Source organism: Thioalkalivibrio sp. ALE19, from assembly GCF_000428605.1.
GTDB lineage: Bacteria > Pseudomonadota > Gammaproteobacteria > Ectothiorhodospirales > Ectothiorhodospiraceae > Thioalkalivibrio.
This window is the reverse complement of the sequence record NZ_AUAG01000001.1, coordinates 177,626-201,027: the sequence shown is the minus strand read 5'-3', so window position 1 is coordinate 201,027 and position 23,402 is coordinate 177,626. Positions and strand designations below refer to the sequence as shown.

The 23,402-nt window shown below is 68.6% G+C and carries 27 protein-coding genes and 1 tRNA gene; 20 read left to right on the top strand and 8 right to left on the bottom strand.

The features are described 5' to 3' along the window. The first annotated feature begins 51 nt into the window (after positions 1 to 51). Entirely contained in the window at positions 52 to 840 is a 789-nt protein-coding gene (locus tag F787_RS0101025; RefSeq protein ID WP_018869702.1) for a lipid-binding SYLF domain-containing protein, read from the top strand. Here the strand turns inward: F787_RS0101025 and bioD are convergent. Next, positions 771 to 1,487: a dethiobiotin synthase gene (gene bioD, locus F787_RS0101020; RefSeq protein ID WP_028491049.1), complete on the bottom strand. Its 717-nt coding sequence runs from the start codon at positions 1,485 to 1,487 to the stop codon at positions 771 to 773. The two genes, F787_RS0101025 and bioD, sit on opposite strands and share 70 nt — an antisense overlap. Next, entirely contained in the window at positions 1,484 to 2,392 is a 909-nt protein-coding gene (locus F787_RS0101015) for a phosphoribosylaminoimidazolesuccinocarboxamide synthase (protein ID WP_028491048.1), read from the bottom strand. Before F787_RS0101015 ends, bioD begins: the two co-directional genes overlap by 4 nt. 96 nt (positions 2,393 to 2,488) lie before the next feature. Here F787_RS0101015 and purE point away from each other — a divergent pair, with 96 nt between their 5' ends. The 12 genes from purE to trpC all read left to right on the top strand — a co-directional run bounded on the left by purE (position 2,489) and on the right by trpC (position 12,984). After that, positions 2,489 to 3,004: a 5-(carboxyamino)imidazole ribonucleotide mutase gene (gene purE / locus F787_RS0101010; RefSeq protein WP_019022698.1), complete on the top strand. Its 516-nt coding sequence runs from the start codon at positions 2,489 to 2,491 to the stop codon at positions 3,002 to 3,004. A gap of 7 nt (positions 3,005 to 3,011) precedes the next feature. After that, positions 3,012 to 4,175, top strand: a complete 1,164-nt coding sequence (locus F787_RS0101005) for a 5-(carboxyamino)imidazole ribonucleotide synthase (RefSeq protein ID WP_028491047.1) — start codon at positions 3,012 to 3,014, stop codon at positions 4,173 to 4,175. Beyond that, complete coding sequence (locus F787_RS0101000; protein WP_018869707.1) at positions 4,172 to 4,792, top strand: class I SAM-dependent methyltransferase; 621 nt, start codon at positions 4,172 to 4,174, stop codon at positions 4,790 to 4,792. The genes F787_RS0101005 and F787_RS0101000 overlap by 4 nt, the downstream gene beginning before the upstream one ends. Before the next feature lie 3 nt (positions 4,793 to 4,795). Further along, positions 4,796 to 5,461 carry an energy-coupling factor ABC transporter permease gene (locus tag F787_RS0100995; protein ID WP_019569478.1) on the top strand — a complete coding sequence of 222 codons (666 nt, stop codon included), beginning with the start codon at positions 4,796 to 4,798 and terminating at the stop codon, positions 5,459 to 5,461. A 124-nt stretch (positions 5,462 to 5,585) separates the two neighbouring features. Further along, on the top strand, positions 5,586 to 5,909 hold the full coding sequence (locus tag F787_RS0100990; protein WP_018869709.1) for a c-type cytochrome: 324 nt from the start codon (positions 5,586 to 5,588) through the stop codon (positions 5,907 to 5,909). Positions 5,910 to 6,059: 150 nt separating this feature from the next. After that, positions 6,060 to 6,749, top strand: coding sequence for a ribulose-phosphate 3-epimerase (gene rpe / locus F787_RS0100985; protein WP_028491046.1), 690 nt, complete (start codon positions 6,060 to 6,062; stop codon positions 6,747 to 6,749). 48 nt (positions 6,750 to 6,797) lie between these two features. Beyond that, positions 6,798 to 7,481, top strand: a complete 684-nt coding sequence (locus tag F787_RS0100980) for a phosphoglycolate phosphatase (RefSeq protein WP_026279475.1) — start codon at positions 6,798 to 6,800, stop codon at positions 7,479 to 7,481. Between the two features lie 98 nt (positions 7,482 to 7,579). After that, a complete protein-coding gene (gene trpE, locus F787_RS0100975) occupies positions 7,580 to 9,067 on the top strand; it encodes an anthranilate synthase component I (protein WP_028491045.1) in 1,488 nt (495 codons plus the stop codon). A 111-nt stretch (positions 9,068 to 9,178) separates the two neighbouring features. Then, on the top strand, positions 9,179 to 9,772 hold the full coding sequence (locus F787_RS0100970; RefSeq protein ID WP_028491044.1) for an aminodeoxychorismate/anthranilate synthase component II: 594 nt from the start codon (positions 9,179 to 9,181) through the stop codon (positions 9,770 to 9,772). Between the two features lie 85 nt (positions 9,773 to 9,857). After that, entirely contained in the window at positions 9,858 to 11,075 is a 1,218-nt protein-coding gene (locus tag F787_RS0100965; RefSeq protein ID WP_028491043.1) for a multidrug effflux MFS transporter, read from the top strand. A 64-nt stretch (positions 11,076 to 11,139) separates the two neighbouring features. Continuing rightward, a complete protein-coding gene (gene trpD / locus F787_RS0100960; protein WP_028491042.1) occupies positions 11,140 to 12,171 on the top strand; it encodes an anthranilate phosphoribosyltransferase in 1,032 nt (343 codons plus the stop codon). Positions 12,172 to 12,174: 3 nt separating this feature from the next. Then, on the top strand, positions 12,175 to 12,984 hold the full coding sequence (trpC, locus tag F787_RS0100955; protein WP_019022707.1) for an indole-3-glycerol phosphate synthase TrpC: 810 nt from the start codon (positions 12,175 to 12,177) through the stop codon (positions 12,982 to 12,984). 15 nt (positions 12,985 to 12,999) lie between these two features. On the opposite strand, the gene crp is transcribed toward trpC, so the two are convergent. Next, a complete protein-coding gene (gene crp, locus F787_RS0100950) occupies positions 13,000 to 13,614 on the bottom strand; it encodes a cAMP-activated global transcriptional regulator CRP (protein WP_018947530.1) in 615 nt (204 codons plus the stop codon). A gap of 154 nt (positions 13,615 to 13,768) precedes the next feature. On the opposite strand from crp, the gene F787_RS0100945 reads away from it, so the two are divergent. Both F787_RS0100945 and speD read left to right on the top strand, forming a co-directional pair. Then, entirely contained in the window at positions 13,769 to 14,197 is a 429-nt protein-coding gene (locus tag F787_RS0100945) for an OsmC family protein (protein WP_019569482.1), read from the top strand. 85 nt (positions 14,198 to 14,282) lie between these two features. After that, positions 14,283 to 15,092, top strand: a complete 810-nt coding sequence (speD, locus tag F787_RS0100940) for an adenosylmethionine decarboxylase (protein ID WP_018869719.1) — start codon at positions 14,283 to 14,285, stop codon at positions 15,090 to 15,092. 36 nt (positions 15,093 to 15,128) lie between these two features. On the opposite strand, the gene coq7 is transcribed toward speD, so the two are convergent. Further along, positions 15,129 to 15,770 (bottom strand): 2-polyprenyl-3-methyl-6-methoxy-1,4-benzoquinone monooxygenase, encoded by a 642-nt coding sequence (coq7, locus tag F787_RS0100935; protein WP_018869720.1) that lies wholly within the window; start codon positions 15,768 to 15,770, stop codon positions 15,129 to 15,131. Positions 15,771 to 15,797: 27 nt separating this feature from the next. Further along, a complete protein-coding gene (locus tag F787_RS0100930) occupies positions 15,798 to 16,985 on the bottom strand; it encodes a (Fe-S)-binding protein (RefSeq protein ID WP_081694060.1) in 1,188 nt (395 codons plus the stop codon). 103 nt (positions 16,986 to 17,088) lie between these two features. On the opposite strand from F787_RS0100930, the gene F787_RS0100925 reads away from it, so the two are divergent. The 5 genes from F787_RS0100925 to F787_RS0100905 all read left to right on the top strand — a co-directional run bounded on the left by F787_RS0100925 (position 17,089) and on the right by F787_RS0100905 (position 20,404). After that, complete coding sequence (locus F787_RS0100925; RefSeq protein WP_028491039.1) at positions 17,089 to 17,826, top strand: YdiY family protein; 738 nt, start codon at positions 17,089 to 17,091, stop codon at positions 17,824 to 17,826. A gap of 48 nt (positions 17,827 to 17,874) precedes the next feature. After that, positions 17,875 to 18,180, top strand: a complete 306-nt coding sequence (locus F787_RS0100920; protein ID WP_018869723.1) for a ferredoxin — start codon at positions 17,875 to 17,877, stop codon at positions 18,178 to 18,180. Positions 18,181 to 18,245: 65 nt separating this feature from the next. Continuing rightward, positions 18,246 to 18,322: transfer RNA gene (locus F787_RS0100915), tRNA-Met, on the top strand. 314 nt (positions 18,323 to 18,636) lie between these two features. Then, positions 18,637 to 20,031, top strand: coding sequence for a type II toxin-antitoxin system HipA family toxin YjjJ (yjjJ, locus tag F787_RS15380; protein ID WP_028491038.1), 1,395 nt, complete (start codon positions 18,637 to 18,639; stop codon positions 20,029 to 20,031). Positions 20,032 to 20,194: 163 nt separating this feature from the next. Next, positions 20,195 to 20,404 carry a hypothetical protein gene (locus tag F787_RS0100905; protein WP_024328285.1) on the top strand — a complete coding sequence of 70 codons (210 nt, stop codon included), beginning with the start codon at positions 20,195 to 20,197 and terminating at the stop codon, positions 20,402 to 20,404. Between the two features lie 15 nt (positions 20,405 to 20,419). Here F787_RS0100905 and F787_RS0100900 read toward each other — a convergent pair whose 3' ends face one another. From F787_RS0100900 to F787_RS0100890, 3 genes are read right to left on the bottom strand one after another with little or no spacing between them, the layout of a single operon-like run. After that, positions 20,420 to 21,463: a M14 family metallopeptidase gene (locus tag F787_RS0100900; protein ID WP_018869726.1), complete on the bottom strand. Its 1,044-nt coding sequence runs from the start codon at positions 21,461 to 21,463 to the stop codon at positions 20,420 to 20,422. A gap of 16 nt (positions 21,464 to 21,479) precedes the next feature. Continuing rightward, a complete protein-coding gene (locus F787_RS0100895; RefSeq protein ID WP_028491037.1) occupies positions 21,480 to 22,916 on the bottom strand; it encodes a glutamate--cysteine ligase in 1,437 nt (478 codons plus the stop codon). 3 nt (positions 22,917 to 22,919) lie between these two features. After that, on the bottom strand, positions 22,920 to 23,378 hold the full coding sequence (locus F787_RS0100890) for a hypothetical protein (protein ID WP_018869728.1): 459 nt from the start codon (positions 23,376 to 23,378) through the stop codon (positions 22,920 to 22,922). Positions 23,379 to 23,402: the final 24 nt, after the last annotated feature.

Genomic DNA, 23,402 nt, shown 5'->3' with positions numbered 1-23,402 from the left:
GCCATCATGTCGGGATCCTGTTCGAACCCAGGCACCTCCACGGAGGCCCCGATGCGCCCGTTTATCGTCATTGCTCTCGCTCTTGCCGTGGCCCTCTCCCTGATGGCCCCGGCCAGCGCCAACCCGTTCGCGCGCGACGTCGATCCGCAGGACATCGTCGACCGCGCGAAGGACACCCTCACCCGCATGGCCGGGCACCCCGACTATCCCGCGCTGCGCGCCGACCTGCGGGAAGCGCATGCGGTGGTGATCTTCCCGCGCGTGATCCGTGGCGGGTTCTTCATTGGCGGATCCGGCGGGCTGGGCGTGGCCCTGGCCTGGGACGAAGACGAGGGCGATTACAGTCCGGTGGGGTTCTATTCACTCGGATCCGTCAGCTTCGGCGTACAGATCGGCGGGGATGCCGCCGAGGTGGTGATGGTTGCACGGCGGCCCGATGCCCGCGATTCGCTGTTTGCCTCGTCCATGCGCCTGGGAGGGGATGCCGAAGTCGCCGCGGGCCCGGTGGGCGCCGGGCGCAGCGCCTCCGTCAATGCGGATTTCATCTCTTACGCGCGGGCCCGCGGGGCGTATCTGGGGATGAGCTTCGAAGGCTCGCGCCTGACAGTCCGCGAAGACTTCAACGAGGCCTACTACGGCGAGGACCTGCGGCCGGTGCACATCCTGGAGGGCCGTCGGGTGGATCACCCCGGGACTCATGCCCTGCGTGATGCCCTGCTCGAGCTCCGCCGCGACGAGGCCGGCGAGGCCCCGGCGCGCGGCGGTGAGGATCAGCGGCCGGAGGCCGATCCGGCCGAAGGGGGGATCAGGCCCGATGCGATGGAGGTCGAGACCCTCTGACCGGCCGGCTCCGGGGTGATCCCTTCGGCCAGTTCGATCACCGGCACTGGTGTGCGCCGTTGCAGGGCGGATGCGTTGTCCAGGCGTGGATCGGTGTCGGGCTGGCGCCGGTTGAGCACGATCCCCGCCAGTGCGAGTCCGCGCCGCTCCAGGGCTTCGAGTGTCAGCAGGCAGGTGTTCAGCGTCCCCAGGCGATCTTCCGCCACCAGCAGTACGGGCAGGCCGAGCGCCGCGGCCAGGTCGGCGTTCAGCGCGTCCTCGGCCAACGGCGAATAGAAGCCGCCGGCGCCTTCCACCAGCAGCGGCCCCTCCGCTTCTTCCCGTTGTGCCTCGCAGGCGTCGACCAGGTCCGCGAGGTACAGCGGGCGACCGATGTTGCGCGCTGCCTGGTCCGGGGCGAGGGCATCGGGGAACCGCCAGGGGGTCACCCGTGCCACTGCCGCCGGGGGCAGCCCCGCGGCTGCAGTGAGGGCCACGCCATCAGCGGGATACAGGCCGTCCGGCCCTGTCTCGCAGCCGGATTCCGCCGGCTTGCACGGGACGGGGTTCAGCCCCGCCGCGCACCAGGCCCGCAGCAGCGCGCAGCCGACGAAGGTCTTGCCCACGCCGGTGTCGGTTGCGCTGACGAACAGGCCCGCGGGATTCATGGCCGGTCGAGCGGCGACCCGGTCAGGCGTTCCAGCGCCTCGCGATAGCGCGCCGCCGTCTGCTCGGCGATCTCCGCGGGCAGCACCGGGCCCGGGGCCGTCTTGTCCCAGTCCAGGGTCTCGAGGTAGTCACGCACGTACTGCTTGTCGAACGACGCGGGGCTGCGGCCCGGGGTGTATTCGTCCGCCGGCCAGAAGCGCGAGGAGTCGGGTGTCAGGACCTCGTCGATCAGATGCAGGCGGCCTTCGCGGTCGAGCCCGAATTCGAATTTGGTGTCGGCGATGATGATTCCGCGCGCGGCGGCGTGCTCGCGCGCCAGGTTGTAGATCGCGATGCTGGCGTCACGCACCTCGCGCGCGCGCTCCTCGCCAATGGCAGCGGCGACATGGTCGAAGTCGACGTTCTCGTCATGATCCCCGACCGCCGCCTTGGTGCTGGGCGTGAACAATGGCTCCGGCAGTGCCCCGGCCAGTTCCAGCCCCGGTGGCAGCGGGAGACCACAGACCGCACCCGTGGCCTGATAGTCCTTCCAGCCGGAGCCGATCAGGTAGCCGCGCACCACCGCTTCCACCGGCAGGGCCTCCAGTCGCCGGACCACCAGGCTGCGCCCCTCGAGCGGCGCGCGCACCGCGGGGTCCGGCACTACCTCGGCCAGCGGTATATCGGTCAGCTGATTGGGGATGTCCAGCTCGCGTTCGATGCGCTGCATCCAGTACACGGTGATCGCGGTCAGCACCCGTCCCTTGTCCGGCACCGGGGTAGGCAGGATCACGTCGAATGCCGACAGCCGGTCGGTGGTCACCATCAGCCAGTGGTCGTCGTCCACCCGGTACAGGTCGCGCACCTTGCCGCGGTGGACGCATTCCAGGTCGGGGATGTCACTTTCAAGAAGGGTATCGTCCATCCGCGTATTGTAGCGGCTGTGGCGACACAGGGAACGCGCCGCCGAAGACTGCCGGCCGGCTTGTCGCCGCACGGCGCTCCCGCTATGGTTGCGCGGATGAATATCACCGACACCGCAACACCGCCGCGCGTGGGCGTGGTCATGGGCAGCACCTCGGACTGGGGAACCATGGAGCGTGCGGCCGAACTGCTGGCGCGCCTGGAGATTCCCCACGAGACCCGCGTGGTGTCCGCGCATCGCACGCCGGATCTGCTGTTCGAGTATGCCGAACAGGCGCGCGAGCGGGGTCTGTCCGCGATCATTGCCGGGGCCGGCGGCGCCGCGCACCTGCCGGGCATGCTGGCCGCCAAGACGCCGGTGCCGGTGCTGGGCGTGCCCGTGGCCTCGCGTCACCTGCAGGGCGAGGACTCGCTGCTGTCCATCGTGCAGATGCCGCGCGGGATCCCGGTGGCCACCTTCGCCATCGGCGAATCGGGTGCCGCCAATGCCGCGCTGTTCGCGGCCGCGATGCTGGCCACCGGCGACCCCGATCTCGCGGCCCGGCTGGATGCCTTCCGCGCCGAACAGCGCGACGCCGTTCTCGGTCAGTCCCTGCCGCCGGACCCGGCGTGAACCGGTCATGATTGCTCCGCCCGCCACCCTCGGCCTGCTGGGCGGCGGCCAGCTGGGCCGCTATTTCGTGCTGGCCGCGCGCCGTTCGGGCTACGCCGTGATGGTGATGGACCCGGACCCGCGCAGCCCGGCCGGAGCGGTCGCGGACTGGCACCGCGTCGCCGCATTCGACGATCATGCGGCGCTGGATCAGCTGGCCGATGCCTGCGCGGTGGTCACCGCCGAGTTCGAGAACATCCCCGCCGCGTCGCTGGAACGGGTCGCGGCGCGTGGTTGCCTGCGGCCGGGGGTGCGGGCGCTGACGATTGCCCAGGATCGCCTGGAGGAGAAGCGCTTTCTGGGCGAGGCGGGCATCGCGGTGGCGCCGTGGCGACCGGTGCTGGCCGGTCGTGATCCGCAGCCCCCGGCCACCGGGGCCGGCGAGCCGCGCTTCCCGGCGGTGCTCAAGACCGCTCGTCTGGGCTATGACGGCAAGGGGCAGGCCCGTCTCGAGGATCCGGACCACCTGGCCGCGGCCCATGCCGGGCTGGGCGGGGTGGATTGCGTGCTGGAAGAGCAGGTCGAGCTGGCGCGCGAGGTCTCGGTGATCGTGGCGCGCGCGCCGGACGGGCGCAGCGAGGTGTTCCCGGTGGCCGAGAACCATCATCGCCACGGCATCCTGCACCTGACCCGGGTCCCGGCGCGTCTGTCCGCCGCACTGGAGCAGCAGGCCCGAGACGTCGCGCTGCGGGTGGCCGATCGTCTGGATTACTGCGGGGTGCTGGCGGTGGAATTCTTCGTGACCGCCGGCGGCGAGCTGCTGGTCAACGAGATCGCCCCGCGGCCCCACAATTCCGGCCACTACACCCTGGATGCCTGCAGCGTGTCACAGTTCGAACAGCAGCTGCGCGCGGTCTGTGGCCTGGCGCTGGCCCCGGCCCGGGCGACGGCCCCGGTGGCCATGGTCAACCTGCTGGGCGACCTGTGGCCGGCGGCCACCGCGCCGGACTGGACCGGCGTGCTCGGCGAGGCGCGGGCCCGGCTGCATCTGTACGGCAAGGCCGAGGCCCGTCCGGGGCGCAAGATGGGGCATGTAAACGTGGTCGGCCTGCCGGACGAGGACGACGCCGACGTGGTAGCCGACGTCGCCGAATCCCTGTGGCGGGGCCTCGCCGGAGAACCATCGCAATGAGCCGGAACCATTTTCCCGATGCCGCCGCGCGGCGCGCGCGTCAGGCCGAACTGAAACAGGACCTCGAGATCGAGGAGACCCTGGAAGGCGTGCCGCTGCGCCTGCGGACCACCTGGGGCCTGTTCTCGCCGCGGCGGATCGACGACGGGACCCGGCTGTTGCTGCGGCACGCCGAGATCGGATCCGGTGATCGCTGCCTCGATCTCGGCTGCGGCTACGGCCCGATCGGCCTGGTGATGGCGCACAAGGCCGCCCCCGGGGCCTGCACCCTGGTGGACACCAACTTCATGGCGGTGGAATACGCCCGCGCGAATGCCGAGCGTAACGGGCTGAGCAACGTCGAATGCCTGCTGAGCAACGGCTTCTCGCATATCCGCGACCGTCGCTTCGATGTCGTCGCCTCCAATCTCCCGGCCAAGGTCGGGCGCGAGCTGCTCTATACCTGGCTGCTGGATGCGCACGAGCAGATGAACCCCGGAGGGCGGTTGTATGTCGTGACCATTACCGGGCTGCGACGCTTCATCGAAAAGGGGTTTCGCGAGGTGTTCGGCAACTACGACAAGCTCAAGCAGGGGCGCGACTACACCGTCGCCCTGGCGCGCCGCGAGGAGGACTGACCCGTGGCCGAGGGTGCGGCCGATCTGCCCGTCGCGCTCCAGGTGCTGGTGGCCCTGCTGACCGGGGCGGGGCTGGTCGTGATGCTGCGTCGCATGCCCTGGGAGGCCTTTTTCATCCCCGGTCGCGCGCAGCTGTTCGTCGGCGCATTCATCGCGCTGCTGGTCATCTGGACCCTGCGCGCGCAGACCGTGGACGGCCTGGCCCTCCACCTGATGGGCATGACCGCAGTGACCCTGGTGTTCGGCTGGCAGCTGGCGATCCTGCTGGCGTTTCTGGTGGTGGGCGTGCTCGGACTGTTCGGCGTGCTGCCGATGTCGACCGTGCCCCTGACCGTGCTGCTGGCCGGCATCCTGCCGGTGGCGGTGACCTGGGGGCTGCTGCGCCTGACCGAAACCCGCCTGCCGCCGCACATGTTCATCTATCTCTACGGGGTGGCCTTCCTCGGAGGGGCGCTGTCGGCGGTGGTCGCGGTGCTGGGTACCGCGGCGGTGTACGGCCTGTTCACCGAACTGGCCTGGCACGAGGTCTATCGCGACTACGTGCGCTATCTCCCCCTGCTGATCCTGCCCGAGTCGGTGGTCAACGGCATCGTGGTCACGGCCCTGGTGGTCCTGCGCCCGGGTTGGCTGGCCACCTGGTCGGACGAGCGCTATCTCCACGGACGCTGACCTGCCCCGATCAAATCAGCATTTGTTTAATGAACCGTTCAGGAAGTGCCTGCTAATGTTCCTTCCACGCAGCGGCCGAGACCCTGTGCACAAAACCCGAAGGATACAGCAGGAGACAACAACAATGAAGAACGCATTCGCGCTGATGACCGGGGCCGGTCTGGCCCTCGCCTTTACCCTCCCGGCGCAGGCGGCCGACATCAAGGCCGGGCAGTCCATGTACCAGGCCGTGTGTGCCAGCTGCCACCAGGCGGACGGGCGTGGTCAGGCGATCTTCCCGGCCCTGAAGGGTCAGGACGCCGCCTACGTCACCGACAAGCTCGAACGCTACCGCGCCGGCGAGCAGGTGGGCGACAACACCGCGCTGATGCGCCCCCACGCGCAGTCGCTGAGCGACGAGGACATCGCCAACGTGGCGGCCTTCATCGAGACCGAGTTCGCCGAATAAGGCGCGGTTTGCCCCGGGGGCGACGCTCGTCGGCCCCGCTGCGCGGTCCCGGATTTTTGCCCGGGGCCGCGCCTTCGGGTAAAGTTTTGCGGTTCAGAAGAACCGGCACGCGCCGGTCTCCTTCCCGATTTAACCTTCGCGAGGCACCGCATGGCACAACCCGACCTGATTGCTCCGTCCATCCTGTCCGCCGATTTCGCCCGGCTGGGCGAGGAAGTCGAGAACGTCCTCAACTCGGGCGCCGACATCGTCCACTTCGACGTGATGGACAACCACTATGTCCCCAACCTGACCATCGGTCCGCTGGTCTGCGAAGCCCTGCGCAAGCACGGCATCCAGGCGCCGATCGACGTGCACCTGATGGTGAAGCCGGTGGACCGCATCATCCCGGATTTCGCCCAGGCCGGTGCCAGCTACATCACCTTCCATCCGGAGGCCTCCGACCACATCGACCGCACTCTGCAGCTGATCAAGAGCGAGGGCTGCAAGGCCGGGCTGGTGTTCAATCCGGCGACCCCGCTGTCGCATCTGGATTACGTGATGGACAAGGTCGACATGATCCTGCTGATGTCGGTGAACCCCGGTTTCGGTGGGCAGAAGTTCATCCCCGGCACGCTGGACAAGCTGCGCGAGGCGCGCCAGCGCATCGACGTCTCCGGGCGTGATATCCGCCTGGAGATCGATGGTGGCGTGAAGGCCGACAACATCCGCGAGGTCAAGGCGGCCGGCGCGGATACCTTCGTCGCCGGCTCGGCGATCTTCGGCGCGGGCGAGGATTCCGATCCGAACCGCTACGACAGCATCCTCAAGAAGATGCGCGAGGAGCTGGCCGGCGCCTGAGGCGTTGGTGCCCCGTCCGTCCGTTCCGCCCGTCGCTGCGAGGTTCGCGTGAGTCTGAAACGTCCCGCCATGATCCTGATCGACCTGGACGGCACGCTGATCGACAGCGTGCCCGATCTGGCCTGGAGCGTGGACGCGATGATGCGCGAGCTCGGTCTGCCCGAGCGCGGCGAGGCCGCGGTGCGCAACTGGGTGGGCAACGGCGTCGAACGGCTGGTGCAGCGTGCGCTGGTCAACGATCTCGACGGCGAGCCCGACCCGGAGCTGTACCAGCGGGCCCTGCCGGTTTTCATGCGGATCTACCAGGAGAACACCGCCGGGCGCAGCCCGCTGTATCCCGGCGTGCGCGAGGGCCTGGACCGTCTGCGGGCCGAGGGCTACCGCCTGGGCTGTGTGACCAACAAGGCGGGCTGCTTCACCCGCCCGTTGCTGGCGGAGAAGGGCATCCTCGACGACTTCGAGATCGTGGTCGCCGGCGACGACCTGGAGAAGAAAAAACCGGACCCGGAGCCCCTGTGGCATGCCGCACGCGAGCTGGGCGTGAAGCCGGAGGATTCGCTGATGGTCGGGGATTCGAAGAGCGACGTGAAGGCGGCGCGCGCGGCGGGATTCCAGATCGTCTGCATGACCTACGGCTATAATCACGGGGACGACATCCGCGACCAGAATCCGGACGCGGTGCTGGACCGTCTGGACGAGCTCCCTGCGCGACTGCCGGCACGGGCGGCATGAGGCCGGTCATGGACGCCTGCTTCCCCGCGACCGGACGATGGCGCGACGGCCTCTGAACCGCCGTCCTTCATCCGACCCGTTGCCAGGAAATGTCCGCCATGACCCCCGAACAGTTCGACGAACTCGCCCGCGAGGGGCATAACCGCATCCCGCTGGTGCGCGAGGTGCTCGCCGACCTCGAGACCCCGCTGTCGATCTTCCTCAAGCTGGCCAACCGGCCGTATTCGTATCTGTTCGAATCGGTGCAGGGCGGCGAGCGCTGGGGGCGCTATTCGTTCGTGGGGCTGCCGGCCCGCACCCTGGTGAGGGTGCACGGCCACGAGATCACGGTGGAGACCGACGGCGAGGTGGTCGAACGCGAGACCGTGGCCGACCCGCTGGCCTGGATCGAGGCCTATCAGGCGCGTTTCCGGGTGGCCGATCTGCCGGGCCTGCCGCGCTTCACCGGCGGACTGGTCGGCTACTTCGGGTTCGAGACCGTGCGTCTCATCGAGCCGCGCCTGGACGGCCCGGACAAGCCTGACGAACTGGGCCTGCCGGACATCCTGCTGCTGGTCTCCGAGGAAGTCGTGGTCTACGACAACCTGTCCAGTTGCGCGTACCTGGTGGTGCATGCCGATGCGTCCCGGCCGGACGGGCAGGCGGTGGCGTCCGAGCGCCTGGACGAACTCGAGACCCGTCTGGGCGAGCCGCTGGTTCCGCCGGACGATCCGCCGCATCCGCACGCGGTGCCGGAATACGTTCCCGGCTGGTCGGCCGAGGGCTTCCAGGCGGCGGTGGAGAAGGCGCAGCAGTACATCCTTGACGGCGACGTGATGCAGGTGGTGCTGGCACAGCGCATGAGCGTGCCGTTTTCCGCGCCGCCGCTGGATCTCTACCGCGCCCTGCGCGAACTGAACCCTTCGCCCTACATGTATTACCTGGACCTGGGCGATCACCACGTGGTCGGCGCGTCGCCGGAGATCCTGGTGCGCCTGGAGGACGAACGCGTGACCGTGCGCCCGATCGCCGGGACCCGGCCGCGCGGGCGCGATCCGGACGAGGACCGCGCGCTGGAGGCCGAACTGCTGGCCGATCCCAAGGAGCGTGCCGAACATCTGATGCTGATCGACCTGGGGCGCAATGATGCCGGCCGGGTCAGCCGCACCGGCTCGGTGCGGGTCACCGACACCATGGTGGTGGAGCGCTATTCGCACGTGATGCACATCGTGTCCAACGTGGAAGGCGAGCTGGCGCCGGGGCTGTCGGCGATGGACGTGCTGCGCGCGACCTTCCCCGCCGGCACGGTCAGCGGCGCGCCCAAGATCCGAGCGCTGGAGATCATCGACGAGCTGGAGCCGGTCAAGCGCGGGCCGTACTCCGGGGCGGTGGGGTATCTCTCCTGGTCCGGCAACATGGACACCGCGATCGCCATCCGCACGGCGGTGCTGCACGAAGGCGAGCTGCACATCCAGGCCGGGGCCGGCGTGGTGCACGACTCGGTGCCCGAGAACGAGTGGCAGGAGACCCTGAACAAGGGCCGCGCCGTGGTGCGCGCGGCGGAGACTGCGCTCGGCGGGCTGGGGCCGCGCCGCCACCGCCGCTGATTTCGCCGCCGGCGCGGGTGGACCCCCTTTTGCCCGGGTTTCCGGGCTTCGTTCCTCGCGCCGCGCTACGCTTGTCCGCAACTCGCCGTCCAGGCCATCCGGGAGCCCGACATGATCCTGATGCTCGACAACTATGACTCCTTCACCTACAACCTCGTGCAGTATCTGGGCGAGCTGGGGGCGGAGGTGGCCGTGCATCGCAACGACCGCATCACCCCGGAGGACATCGCCACGCTGGACCCCGCCGGGATCGTCATCTCGCCGGGCCCCTGCACGCCCAACGAGGCCGGGGTATCGCTGGCGGTGATCGAGCGTTTCGCCGGCGAGATCCCGATCCTCGGGGTCTGCCTCGGGCACCAGGCCATCGGACAGGCCTTCGGCGGTGCCGTGGTGCGCGCGCGCGAGATCATGCACGGCAAGACCTCGCCGGTGCATCACACCGGTCAGGGCGTGTTCACCGGGCTGGAGAATCCGCTGGAGGCCACCCGCTATCATTCGCTGGTGGTGGATGCCGGCTCGGTGCCGGACTGCCTGGAAGTCACCGCGTGGACGGAACACGCCGACGGCACGCATGACGAGATCATGGGATTGCGCCACCGTGAACTGGACGTGGAAGGCGTGCAGTTCCACCCGGAATCCATCCTTACCCGTCAGGGCCACGAGCTGCTGGACAACTTCCTGCGTCGCCTGCCGCAGCCGGCGTGACGCCGGGGAAACGCGAGCCCATGTGCGCGTTCGCGCTCCAGACGCCTTTGCGTGACCACCCGGCGCGACGACTGCCGTGTCGTCATTGAGCGACCGCCGTGCCCGGCTGCGCTACGCGCTGCTGGTGGCGCCGCTGGTGATGCTGGCGCCATTCTCGCTGGATACCTATCTGCCGTCGTTTCCGGCGATGGCGGAATCCCTGGCGGTGGATTCCGCGGCCATGCAGGCCACGCTGTCCGCCTACCTGGTGGCGTTTGCCCTGTCCACGCTGGTCACCGGTCCGCTGTCGGACGCCTTCGGGCGGCGCCCGGTGGTGCTGTGGGCGCTGTTCGCCTATCTGCTGATCTCCGCTCTGCTGGTGGTGTCCACCGCCTACTGGCAGGTCGTCACCCTGCGCATCCTGCAGGGGCTGGCGGCGGCCACCGGGGTGGTGGTCGGCCGGGCGCTGGTGCGCGACCGTTTCGACCCGACCGATGCGCGCCGGGTCTTTGCTCTGGTCACCATGGTGTTCTCCATCGGGCCGGCTGCCGCACCCATCATCGGGGGCTGGCTGCAGGCCGCCTTTGGCTGGCGCTCGGTGTTCGCCTTCCTCGCGCTGTACGGCGGCGTGCTGCTGCTGGCGGCGCGGGCGTTCCTGCCGGAGACGCTGCCGCCGGTCGGGCGGGTGCGCAGCCGGCCGCCGGCGATCGTGCAGGGCTATCTGCGCACCCTGCGCAACCCGCGATTCCTGCGGCCGGTGGGGGTGCACGCGGCGATGTTCGGGGCGATGTTCATCTTCATCGCGGCCTCGCCGACGCTGATCTACGAGCATCTGGGCGGGGACGAACGCGATTTCTGGTGGCTGTTCCTGCCGCTGGTGGCGGGGCTGCTGCTGGGGGCGTTCGTGGCCGGGCGCACGGCCGCGCGCCTGACGCCGCAGGCGGCCGTGAGCATCGGGCTGGGCCTGAGCGGAACGGCCCTGGTGTTGATCGGGGTCGGTGCCTGGCTGGACGGACCGGTGGTGTCGATCACCGGGCCGTTCGCGCTGTACAGTTTCGCCCTGGCCACGGCCATGCCGTCGCTGACCCTGCTGGCGCTGGACTGCTACCCCGGGGCACGCGGCATGGCCTCGGCCATGCAGGCCTTCGTGCAGCTGGGCATCAGTGCATTGCTGACGCTGTTCCTGGTCGACCATCTGGATGATGATCCGCGCCACCTGGTGGCGGGGGCCCTGGTGGTGTGGTCGGTCGGGGCGCTGATCTGGTGGCTGGGCGGCGGTCCGCGCGACGTGCCGCGCGCCCCTGCGGCCGGTCGGCCTGCGTAAAGCCGCGCGTTTCCCTAAACTGTGCCCCGTTGATCCCTGACCGCCCAGCAGCCGGAGAACGAACGTGACCCTGCCCCAAGCCATTGCGAAGCTGGTTGAACGCCAGGATCTGGACGCCGACGAGATGACCGCCGTGATGCGCGCGGTGATGGGCGGCGAGGCCACCGATGCCCAGATCGGCGGCCTGCTGGTCGCCCTGCGGATGAAGGGCGAGACCATCGACGAGATCCGCGCCGCCGCCGGGGTGATGCGGGAACTGGCCACGCGGGTGGACGTCCCGCGCGCCGGCCTGGTGGATACCTGCGGGACCGGGGGCGATGCCTCCGGGACCTTCAACATCTCCACCGCCTCGGCACTGGTGGCCGCGGCCGCCGGGGTGCGGGTGGCCAAGCACGGCAACCGGTCGGTGTCCTCGCGTTCGGGCTCCGCCGATGTGCTGGAAACCCTGGGCGTAAACCTGGAGCTGGGCCCCGACGCGGTGGCCACCTGCATCCGGGAGGTCGGGGTCGGCTTCCTGTTCGCCCCGGCCCATCACGGGGCGATGCGCCATGCGATCGGGCCACGCCGGGAGCTCGGCGTGCGCACGCTGTTCAACGTGCTGGGGCCGCTGACCAATCCGGCCGGTGCGCCCAACCAGGTGCTGGGGGTGTTCTCCGCCGACTGGCTGCGGCCGCTGGCGGAGGCCCTGAAGGGCCTGGGTTCCGAACACGTGATGGTGGTGAATGCCGAGGACGGACTGGACGAGATCAGCATCGGCGCGCCAACCCGGGTGGCGGAGCTGCGCGACGGCGAGATTACGGAATATACCCTGCGGCCGGAGGATGTCGGCCTGAGCACCGCCGCCCTGGATACCGTGCGGGTCGCCGACGTGGCGGCCTCGGCGGCGATGCTGCGCGACGTGCTGGCGGGTACGCCGGGACCCGCGCGCGACATCGTCCTGCTCAACGCCGGCGCGGCGATCTTCGTGGGCGGCGGTGCGCCCAGCCTGGAGGCGGGCGTACGCCGTGCCGCCGAGGTGATCGACAGTGGCGCCGCCCGCGAACGACTGGAACAGCTGCAGGCCGTCTCCACGCGGCTGGCACAAAAGGAGAGTTGAAACATGAGTGACGACACCCCCGATATCCTCGAGCGGATCCTCGAACGCAAGCGCGAGGAGCTGATCGAGCGCTCCGACGTGCAGCCCCTGCGCGAGCTGCGTGGCTGGCTGACGTCGGCGGAGGAGCCGCGTGGTTTCCGCGCCGCGCTGCAGGCGGACATCGACGCCGGGCGCGCCGCGGTGATCGCCGAGATCAAGAAGGCCAGCCCCAGCAAGGGGCAGATCAGTCCGAACTTCAACCCGGACGCGTTCGCGCGTTCGTATGCCGAGCACGGGGCCACCTGCCTGTCGGTGCTGACGGACGTGAGTTTCTTCAAGGGCCGCGACGGTGACCTGCGTGCGGCGCACGTGGCCTGCGACCTGCCGATCCTGCGCAAGGACTTCGTGATCGACCTGTATCAGGTCTACGAGGCGCGGGTGCTGGGGGCCGATGCGGTGCTGCTGATTGCGGCGGTGCTGGATGACACCAACCTGGGCGAACTGATCTTCCTGACCCGCGAGCTGGGCATGGATCCGCTGGTGGAGGTGCACGACGCCGAGGAACTGGAGCGCGCGGTGCGCCTGGGTGCGGACCTGATCGGCATCAACAACCGCGATCTGCGCAGTTTCGAGACGCGTCTGGAGACCACCCTGGAGCTGCTCGACCGGGTGCCGGAAGACGTGCTGCTGGTAACCGAGAGCGGCATCCACAGCGTCGAGGACGTGCAGCGGATGCGCGAGGCGGGCGTGAATGCGTTCCTCGTGGGCGAGGCCTTCATGCGCGAGGAGGATCCGGGCGCAGCCCTCGGGCGGCTGTTCCGCGGCGAGGGCTGAGCCGGGGCTGCGGGATCAGCGCGTGCCGTAGACCACGATGGTCTTGCCGTGCGCGCTGATCAGGCCGCGTTCTTCCAGTTCCTTGAGCACGCGGCCGGCCATCTCGCGCGAGCAGCCGACGATGCGCGCCAGTTCCTGGCGGGTGATGCGCAGCTGCATGCCGTCGGGGTGGGTCATTGCGTCGGGTTGCTGAGCGAGGTCGAGCAGGGTGTGCGCGATGCGGCCGGTGACGTCGACAAAGGCGAGGTCCATGACCTTGCGCGAGGTCTGCCGCAGGCGGGCGGCGATCTGCCGGGTCAGCAGCATCAGGATCTCGGGGTCGCGCATCGCCAGCTCGCGGAAGCGCGTGTAGGGGATCTCCGCGGTGTCGGTGTCCTCGCGGGTGACAACCGTGGCGCTGCGCGGGTCGTCCTCGAACAGCCCGAGCTCGCCGAAGAATTCGCCGCGGTTGAGATAGGCCAGCACCAGTTCGTGGCCGTTGTTCTCGCCCAGCACGGAGACCGAACCGCCGAGAACGTAGTACAGCGTGTCCGGTACCGTGCCCGCCTGGATCACGGTGGTGCGGCGCGGATAGTGGCGGCGCTGGCAGTGTTCCAGCAGGCGCTCCATCGCCGGAGAATGGTTGGGCATGGCCGTTTGGACTGCGGAAGGCTTGCTCATGATTACCGGTTCGATCGGGAGAACACGTTAAAGTGTAGTGCACGAGAGTGTAATGCACCCGGCGGGGGGTTCGGTGACGATTCTGCTTCGACGGGTTCACAAAAATATCGGGCAGGGTGGATAAATGCGGGTACGCGTGAAATGGCTGGACGGTGTGGCTTTCGTCGGCGAGACGGACAGCGGCCACGCGGTGGTGATGGACGGGGCGCCGGACGCCGGCGGGCGCAACCTGGGGGCGCGGCCGATGGAGATGCTGCTGCTGGGACTGGGCGGCTGCACCAGTTTCGACGTGGTGGCGATGCTGAAGAAGTCGCGGCAGGATGTGCTGGACTGTCAGGTGGACATCGACGGCACCCGCGCCGACGAGGTGCCGAAGGTCTTCACCGACATCCATGTGCATTTCCGGGTGTACGGGAACGATCTGTCGCAAAAGCACGTCGCACGGGCGGTACAGCTCTCCGCCGAGAAATACTGTTCGGCGTCGATGATGCTGGGGGCGTCGGCCCGCGTGACCCATGATTTCGAGATCGTGGAAGGGCCCGCTCCGCGCTGAGCCGCTGGCGGGTGCAAGCCGTTGACTCGCCGCGTGATGTCTCTACAATTCGCCGCTCCTTACGGCCCGGGCAAGAGGGTACGCCATGTCGCGTCACAAGAAGCAGATCAAGCTCCACGGCTTCAACAACCTGACCAAGAGCCTGAGCTTCAATATCTATGACATCTGCTATGCGTCGGGCGATCGTCATCGCGACGAGTACATCGCCTACATCGACGAGGCCTACAACGCCCAGCGTCTGACGCAGATCCTGACGGACGTGGCGCACCTGATCGGTGCCAACATCCTCGACATCTCGCGCCAGGACTACGATCCGCAGGGCGCGTCGGTGACCATGCTGATCTCCGAGGAGCCGGTGGCGACCGAGCAGATCGGCTACACCGAGGGCCCGGGACCGCTGCCGGAGACCGTGGTCGGTCACCTCGACAAGAGCCACATCACCGTGCACACCTATCCGGAGGCGCATCCGGAGGGCGGGATCGCGACCTTCCGCGCGGATATCGACGTGTCCACCTGCGGGCGCATTTCACCGCTGCGCGCGCTGAACTACCTGATCCACAGCTTCGAGTCGGACATCGTGATCATGGACTACCGGGTGCGTGGCTTTACCCGGGACGTGCGTGGCAAGAAGCACTTCATCGATCACAAGATCAACTCCATCCAGGATTTCCTGTCGCGCGACACCAAGGACAAGTACCAGATGGTGGACGTGAACGTGTACCAGGAGTACCTGTTCCACACCAAGATGGTGCTGAAGGATTTCGACCTCGACAACTACCTGTTCGGGCTGGGCAAGGACGACTACTCGGCGAAGGAGGCCAAGCGCATCGCCAAGCTGCTCAAGCACGAGATGATGGAGATCTTCTACGGCAAGAACATGAGCCGCGGGAGCTGACGCGCCGCGGGGATGCCCGGCCCGGGGAAACCGGGCTCAGATCCGGTAGGCGGTGTGCGTCATGATCTTCGAGGTCAGCGGCATCAGCACGCTGCGCACCGGCCACGGCAGGGTCCGGCCCCCCATCGCCATGGCCTTTGCCCCGTGTTCCACCTCTTCCTGCTTCATTTGCTCGAGGATGCGTGCCGACACGGTGTCGGACGGTGGCAGGCGGTCCAGGTGGCGGTCCAGGTGCTGCTCCACCTGGCGCTCGGTCTCGTCGACAAAGCCCAGGCTGTAACGGTCCCCGGCCAGCCCGGCCAGCGCACCCACGCCCAGCGAGCTGACGTACCAGAAGGGCGTCAGCAGGCTGGTGTGCATGCCCATCTCGTGGACCCGCCGTGCGCACCAGTGCAGGTGGTCGCCTTCCTCGCGTGCCGCCTGGTCCAGCTGCGCGCGGATCGCCGGGGTGCGGGCGGTGAGCATCTGCCCCTGATACAGCCCCTGGGCGGCCACCTCGCCGGCATGGTTGACCCGCATCAGCCGCCCGGTCTCCTGACGGTCATGGTCGTCCAGCATCGGACCGGGTTCGTCGCCGCCGGGCGACGGGCGACCGGTGGAGCGGGCATGCCCGGAGACGACCTTGACGAGGGCGTCGGCCTGGGTGATCAGATGATCCAGCGGGGAGAGTCGGCGCATGGCGGGCGCTCGGGTATGGGCCTTGTCTCAGGTTACCGCGAGGCGCCCCGCAAGGAAACGGGCCGGGGAGAGCAGCGGCGGGTCTTCAGGCGATTGCGGCTGCAGGGCGCGCAGATGCACCCGGCAACCCACGTTGCCGGAGACGATGCAGTCAGGAGCCTCGGTGCCCAGGGCCTGCAGGGTCTGCTGCCCCAGGGCATCGGCCTGTTCCGGCCAGGCGAGCATCGCGGTGCCACCCGCGCCACAGCAGTTGGGGAGGGACGGGGTCCCGGTGAGGGTCACGCCGGGCAGGCCGCGCAGCAGCGTCGGCAGGATCTCGCCCTCGCGGGTGACGTTGCGCTGGGTGCAGGGGCGGTGCAGGGCGACGCGCACCGGGTCTTCGCGCCAGCCGTCACGGGGCGGGCCGTGTTCCGCCAGGTGTCGGGCGACGAAACGCGTGAGGCTGGTCGCGCGGGTCCCGGGGAAGCTGTCAGCGGCCTCGCGCAGGGTCGCCTCGCAGCCGCTGTCGAGGACGATCACCGGCGGGCCATCCTCGGCCGCACCAAAGGCTTCGCGATTGTGCCGCTCGAGTTCCGTGGCCGCCGCGGGTCGTCCGGCGTGTCGGTCCAGGGCGCCGCAGCAGGTCCGGGAGGGGGGGATGCCCACCTTCAGACCCAGCGCATGCAGGACGGTCAGGGCCGCTTCCAGGTCGGGCCCGGTGAAGAAGGCGTCCATGCAGCCGGTGAACAGCAGCACGTCGACCGCGTCGGGCGGGCCGTCGGCGCGCAGCCGAGGAGGCGGGGCGAGGCTGGGGCGCGCATGTTCCAGGGCCCGGCGCACGGTGGCGTCCAGTCCCGGGAGCCCGGCGCGCGGCAGGCGTGCGGCGGCCCGGGCCCCGAGGCCGGCGAGTCGCCGCAGCCGGGGCGATCCGAGCAGGCGGTCGTGCAGCATGCGCGGCATGGGCAGCGGGGCGCCCTCCGGCTCGTCCGATTCCTGAAGGAGGATTTCGCGGGTGCGATCCATCAGGGCGCCGAAGGGGACTCCGGCCGGGCACACGGCCTCGCAGGAGCGGCAGCCGAGACAGCCTTCCAGATGGCTGCGCAGGCGGGGTGACTGCGGATCGAGCTCGCCGCGGGCCAGGCCCTGCATCAGGGTCAGGCGACCTCGCGGGGAGTCGCCTTCCTGCCGGTGCAGTCCGTAGGTGGGGCAGTGGGGCAGGCACAGACCGCAGTGCACGCACTGATCCACCGCCGAAAGCCCCGTGTACTTCGGGGGTAGGTCGGAGCTCCCCAGCGGCTTTGCTAGGGTCCCGGGCCCGTTTGCTGACCCGGAGGGTCCCATGTTGTCGCGTGTACCGCGTTCCGCCGCCGTACTGTTGTCTTCCGTCATGCTTGTCAGCATACCAGTCTCGCAGGCTCAGGCCTGGGATGCGGAGGGATGGGAAACCACGCTGGAGGCCGGGGCCTCGCTGACGACCGGGAATACCGAGTCGGCCACCGCCAGCGGTCGGATCCGCGCCGAGCATACCGCCGAGTTGTGGCGCAACAGGCTGCGGGGCGACGCGCTGTTCACCGAGGAAGACCGCGAGACCACGGGGCAGCGTTACGTCGCGGGGTACCAGCTTGACCGGCGTCTGGCGGAACACGATTACGTGTTCGGCGCGCTGCGTTACGAACGCGACCGTTTCAGCAGCTATGACTATCAGGCCTCGCAGACCGTGGGTTACGGCCGGCGTCTGGTGCATCGCGAGCGCCTGCGACTGGATGGCGAGATCGGCGTCGGCGCCCGCCAGGCACGCCTGGCCGAATCCGGGGAGTCCGACACCGACGCGGTCGGCCGGATCGGGGGCAACCTGCGCTGGGACATCAGCGAGAGTGCGCGTCTGACCGACGAGCTGCTGATCATCAGCGGTCGGGACAACACCGAGGTCGAGAACATCCTCGCCCTGACCGCCGACATGACCGACCGCATGGCTTTGCGGACCAGCTTCACCGTCAAGCACAACACCGATGTCGAGCCCGGCAAGAAAAACACCGACACCATCAGTGAGGTCAGCCTGGTCTGGCGTTTTCGCTGAACCGGCCGGACACAGTATGATGAAGCCGATTTGATCCGGGAGCATCGCATGGGCTACTACCAGCGGCATATCTTCTTCTGTACCAATTGCCGGGAAGACGGCAACTGCTGCGAGGATCACGGGGCGACCGAGATGCGCTCGTATGCCAAGAACCGGGCCAAGGAGATGGGCATCCACGGCAAAGGGCAGGTACGGGTGAACACCGCCGGCTGCCTGGACCGCTGCAACGAAGGCCCGGTGGCGGTGGTGTATCCCGAAGGCGTCTGGTACACCTACCAGGACGAGCGCGACATCGACGAGATCCTGGAAGAACACCTGGCGAACGGACGGATCGTCGAACGCCTGCAGATCTGACACGGCGGATACCCGGGCGGGCCTTGACTTCACCATCCCGGCCCGGGAGAATTCGCAGCCCGCGTGGCTACGTAGCTCAGCTGGTTAGAGCACATCACTCATAATGATGGGGTCCCCTGTTCGAATCAGGGCGTAGCCACCAACCAGATTCAAGGGGCTGCTTCGGCAGCCCTTTTTCGTTTGGGCACCCACCGTGCCCAGTTGTGCCCACGCCGTACTCATTTGGTGCCCGGGCATGTTTGGCTGACATTTCCCATCGCTCCGAAACGCTGCCAGGCCATTGCGCGCGGTCGCTCCCGGGCAACCCCTTCGAACTCCCTCTCTGGCCAGGAGCGGCTCCGCGCCCTGGCGCCGCGATTGTTTCAGTCCATGTCCGGGTGGGTTTTGCAGCCATATTAATCAGAACCTTAATCGGTTAAGATCTTCTCAAAAATCCTTTCATTTAGGCGGATTCCGATGAGGAGCAAGCGGGAAGCAGCGCACCAGCAGCTCGGCCTGACGCTTGCCAGGTTCGCGCCGGCGCGTGCGGGCGATCTTGCCCGCGAACTGGGGTTGTCGGTCCCCACCCTGCACCGCCTGCTGCAGGAGACGGCCGAGCCCGTGCTTGCGGCCGGGCGGGCCCGGCGCACTCGCTACGCCCTGCGCCGAGCGCTGCGAGGTGATTTCGCGCCCCTCGCCATCCGTACGATTGATGAATCCGGCCGGCCGCACGAACTCACGGAATTCTCGCCCGTTCAGCCGCAGGGCTGCCATGCCGATTTCGGTGGCTCGGACTGGCCTCTGGAGGAGAGCGACCATACCCGCGATGGTTGGTGGGACGGGTTGCCATACCCTTTGTATGACATGCGCCCTCAGGGCTATCTCGGGCGCCAGCTGGCGCATCGCTTCCAGGATGCCCTGGGGGTCTCGTCCAGCCCGGATACCTGGAGTGACGACGATATCCTGTGGGTTCTGAGTCGTGTGGGGTCGGACCTCCCGGGTAATCTGATCGTCGGGGACGCCGCGTTCCATGAGTGGCAAAAGGCTCGCCTGGATCCGCCCGCAGTCCTCGGGGCGGACGATATCGAACGGATGTATGTGAAGGCGGCGGAGGAGGCCATCTCGCTGGGCCTCGCGGGCTCCAGCGCCGCGGGTGAGTTCCCGAAATTCACCGCTCTCCGGGAATTGCAGGACAGCTGTAGCCCGCATGTCATCGTGAAATTCTCCGGTGCGGATGATTCCGTGACCGTGCAGCGCTGGTCGGATCTGCTGGTGGCGGAACATCTGGCGCTGGAGGCGATCGCGGCACTCCCCGGCGTGCAGGGCCCGCCCAGCCGAATCCTCCAGCATCAGGGCCGCACGTTCCTGGAAGTCGAACGCTTCGATCGCCATGGCCTGTTCGGCCGCAGCCCGGTGGTGACGCTGGAGACCGTGAACGCGGCCTTGCTCGGCCATGCGCCATCGGCATGGGACACCCTTGCCCCGGGGCTCGCCGACAAGCGTCTGCTGACGCCGGAGGCGGTTGCAGCCATCCGTCACATCACCTGGTTCGGTCGACTGATCGCCAATAGCGACATGCATCCGGGCAACCTCGCCTTTCGCCCGGCTCAGGGACGCCTCGTCCTGTGCCCGGTGTACGACATGCTGCCGATGGCGTACGCGCCGCTCCCGGGTGGCGAGCTTCCCCGAATGACGTTTGATCCCGCCATGCCATTGCCCCGCGAACATGGCGTCTGGGGGGCCGCCTGTCGCGCTGCTATCGGGTACTGGCAAACCGTGGCGGAGGATACCCGCATCAGCTCCACGTTTCGCAGGATCGCGTCCGAAAACGCCACTGAGCTGCAAAGACGCCTGGCCCTCGTCGCGCCCTGATTGCCCGTCCGGTTGCCCGTCAGGCTGTACGGGGCGGATGCCGGGACAAGTATTCACGCTCTGGCCGGGTCGTACCTTCGGTCTCCGTTGGCGCGTATTGCCGCGATTCCGGGGGATGGCTACACTTGGCGCGCTGTTTCCACTACCCGCGCAGGCCCGAACCATGAAACGTTACGGTATTCGCATTCGCATGCCCGAAGACGCGACCTTCCGCATGCCGCATCTGCTGGGTCCCGACTGGGAGGCCTGTCGCTGGTACGAGACCGAAGAGGCCCGCGAAAAGGCCTTTGCCGAGACCACCGCCGATCTGTCGAACTACCGCAAGGGTGACCGCCCCGCTCAGATCGTCGAGCGCATCGAGCGCGACGCCTGATTCCCGTCTCCCGCCTCAGCCGACGTTTCCGGTGAGTGTCCCCATGTCCATGGGTTCCATCAGGTAGCAAAGGCAGTCCTGGGTGATGACCCGGCTGTCGAGGGTCAGCATCGACGGCATCGCGTCGCGCCGCAGGCGGATCTCCTCCCCGCGGGTCTCCAGATAGGTTCCGGTGACCTCCGCTCCGTCCTCCGCGGTGACCACCAGCGGGTCGTCCACCTCCGGCTGTCGCCGAACCAGGCAGGAACCGGCCGGCAGCATCTGGAAGTTGAGCCGGTCCAGGTCGGGTTCCAGGCGGACGTCCGCATCCGTTCCGGTGCTCGCCCGCATCCCCGGACGCAACCGCACCCGCGCCACGGTGTGGTAGATGTCGATCGCGTCGCGCTCCGGCGGATGGTCGGGGAAGGCGCTGAGGTGCAGCACCGCATCCACCATCTCGAAGGCGTGCTGTACCCCGGCGGCATCGTCCGGGTGCCCGCATTCCAGGGTGACCGAGGGCGCCAGCTCGGCCAGGGCCATGGAGGCGACGCCGCGCGGGCGGGTGAAATAGACCACCGTACGTCCGAACAGGGCGGCCAGCTGCATGAACGCCGGGTCGAGGCGGTTGATGCAGGCGTAATGCGGGTTGCGTCCGGTGTTGTTGTGCAGGTCGATGGCCGCGAACAGCCCCCGCTCGCGCAGCCGGGCCACCAGTGCGGCGAAGCTCTCCGCCTCGGGTGATCCCGGCTGTTCGGTGCCCGGCCAGATCCGGTTGAAGTCGGGCTGCTGGTCGAGGTGGCGCTGGTCCAGCGCGGCGGCCTGCGGGTTGCCGATTACCAGGGTCAGCGCGCGCGGCAGCTCGCGATGGGTGTAGTGGCGCAGCAGCTGCTGGATGGCATGCAGGCCGACCGGTTCGTTGCCGTGCAGCAGGAGCACCACGGCCACCGCGGGCTCGCGGCGCCCGCCGAGGTGGATCAGGGCCGGTTCCGGCACGACCTCGCTCAGGGTGCGTGGCGTGGCATCGAGAAAGCCGTCGGGCAGCTCGAAATATTCGCGGATCGCGGGTCGGTCTTGCGGCATGATTCGGTATCTCGGGTTACAGGCCCCAGGTGTGTACCGGGGCGCCGGTGTTCTGCCAGCCGCGATAGGCGCGCACGAGTCCCGCCCAGTCGCGTCCGTGTCGCGCGACCCAGCGGCGCTGCCAGACGCTTCCGGTCTGGCCGCTGTCCACGCGCGCGGCGATGATGCCCAGCAGCGCGTCGCGCTCGCCGGGGTCGATCTCCAGGTTCTCCAGGCCCTCGGCGGCCCGCGGCAGCAGCTGGTGCCGGATCAGGCGCGGGGCCGGGAGCGGGTCCGTGTGGCCCCAGCGCAGTCGCGCGTGCAGGCCTTCGCGGGCGGCATGATAGAAGTTGTCGCGGGCTTCGGCGAACGGGGTGTGGGCGGTGCCGTCCCCGGGAGCATCGCGCAGCCATTCGATCACCCCCAGCGCGAAGGCGGCGTTGGCCAGCATGTCGATCAGCGACGGGCCGGCGGGCAGGCAGCGAAACTCCACGCGCAGGTGATGCCGCCCCCCGGCGTCGGTGCCGACGATCGGCCGGTTCCAGCGCCAGATGGTGCCGTTGTGCAGCGCGAGATGGGCCAGATCCTCCGGCGGATGCTGCAGGTCGACCGGCAGCATCACCGGAAAATGGTCCCGGTTCTCGCGGAAGAGCTCACCCACCGACTGGTGCAGATAACCGCTGCCGAAGGTGACCCGGCGGATCGGCCCCCGGGCCGAGTCGGCGAAGCCGCCGCTTTCCACCGCTTGCTCGAACAGCGGGATGCGGCTCTCTTCCCACAGCTCGTGCCCGAACAGATAGGGCGAGTTGCCGGCCGCCGCGAGTACCGGGGCGCTGGCGACCATGGCCGCGTTCAGGCTGCGATGTGCCTCACCCGGTGCGCAGCCGATATGCACCTGGAACGACGTGGCGAGGGCCTCCAGCATCACGTCGTCGTGGTCGTGCAGCAGGTGTTCGCGGCCGCGGATGTCGACGTGCAGCGGCCGCCGCGCCCGGTTCTCCAGTACCGCCTCGTTCAGCGCGCGAAAGCGCGCCTGGGGTGACATGCGGTGCTGGCCCAGCTCCTCCGGGGGCAGGGTGGCGAGGCTGCCGGCCATCAGGATCCCGCCATTGAAGCGCGCGGCCGCGCGATCCGCCCGTTTCACGGTGTCCCGCAGCTCCTGCAGGATCGCGGTGAAGCAGCCCGGGCCCGCGGTGAACACGCTGGTGTTCAGTTCCACGTTGAAGCGGGCCAGCTCGCGCGACACCAGCGGGCTGTCCATCGCCTCCAGGAAGGCATCGTTCTCCGCCAGCGCCCGGCCCTCGGCGTCGCACAGCCAGGCCTCGATTTCGAAGCCCAGGGTGGTCGGACCCCGCGGAGTATCCCGGTGGCTGTCCAGCCAGGTCAGCAGCAGATCGGTCTCGTGGGCCAGGGCCCGGCGGAACCGTTCACGGTCCTCCGGGGTGAAGTACTCCGAGCCGATCTCCTCGCCCATGGATCAGTCCTCGTCCGTGTCCGCGTCGTCCGGGGCGTCTTCGTAAAGCGACTCGAGGAGGTCCCCCCAGAGCTGCTCGTGGTGTTCGATGAACGCCAGCAGCGCCTTGCGGAAAGCCAGGTAGTCGGCCTCGAAGCGCTCGAAGTCCTCGCCGCCGTTGAGCAGTTTGGCGGCGCGGTCGGTCTGGTTGAGGCTGTCGCGCAGGTTGAGGCTGGCGGCCATCGCCCCTTTTACCCGTTCGCGTTCGTGCGGGATCCAGGCGCGATCGGACAGCAGGGAGCGCAGGTTTTCGCCCAGCTCCAGCAGGCGCTTGCGCAGGCGTGGCACCGCGCCGATGGTGCCGGTCTTGAGGTCGGCCCACACCGCGTCGGTCATCAGTTGCGCCCAGCGCTCGCGCAGGTCCGTTGTGGTGTCCGGGTCAAAGGCGAACGAGGCCTCGAGCTGTTGCGGATCGAAGGGCATTGCGTATCCTTGGCCAGAGAAGTG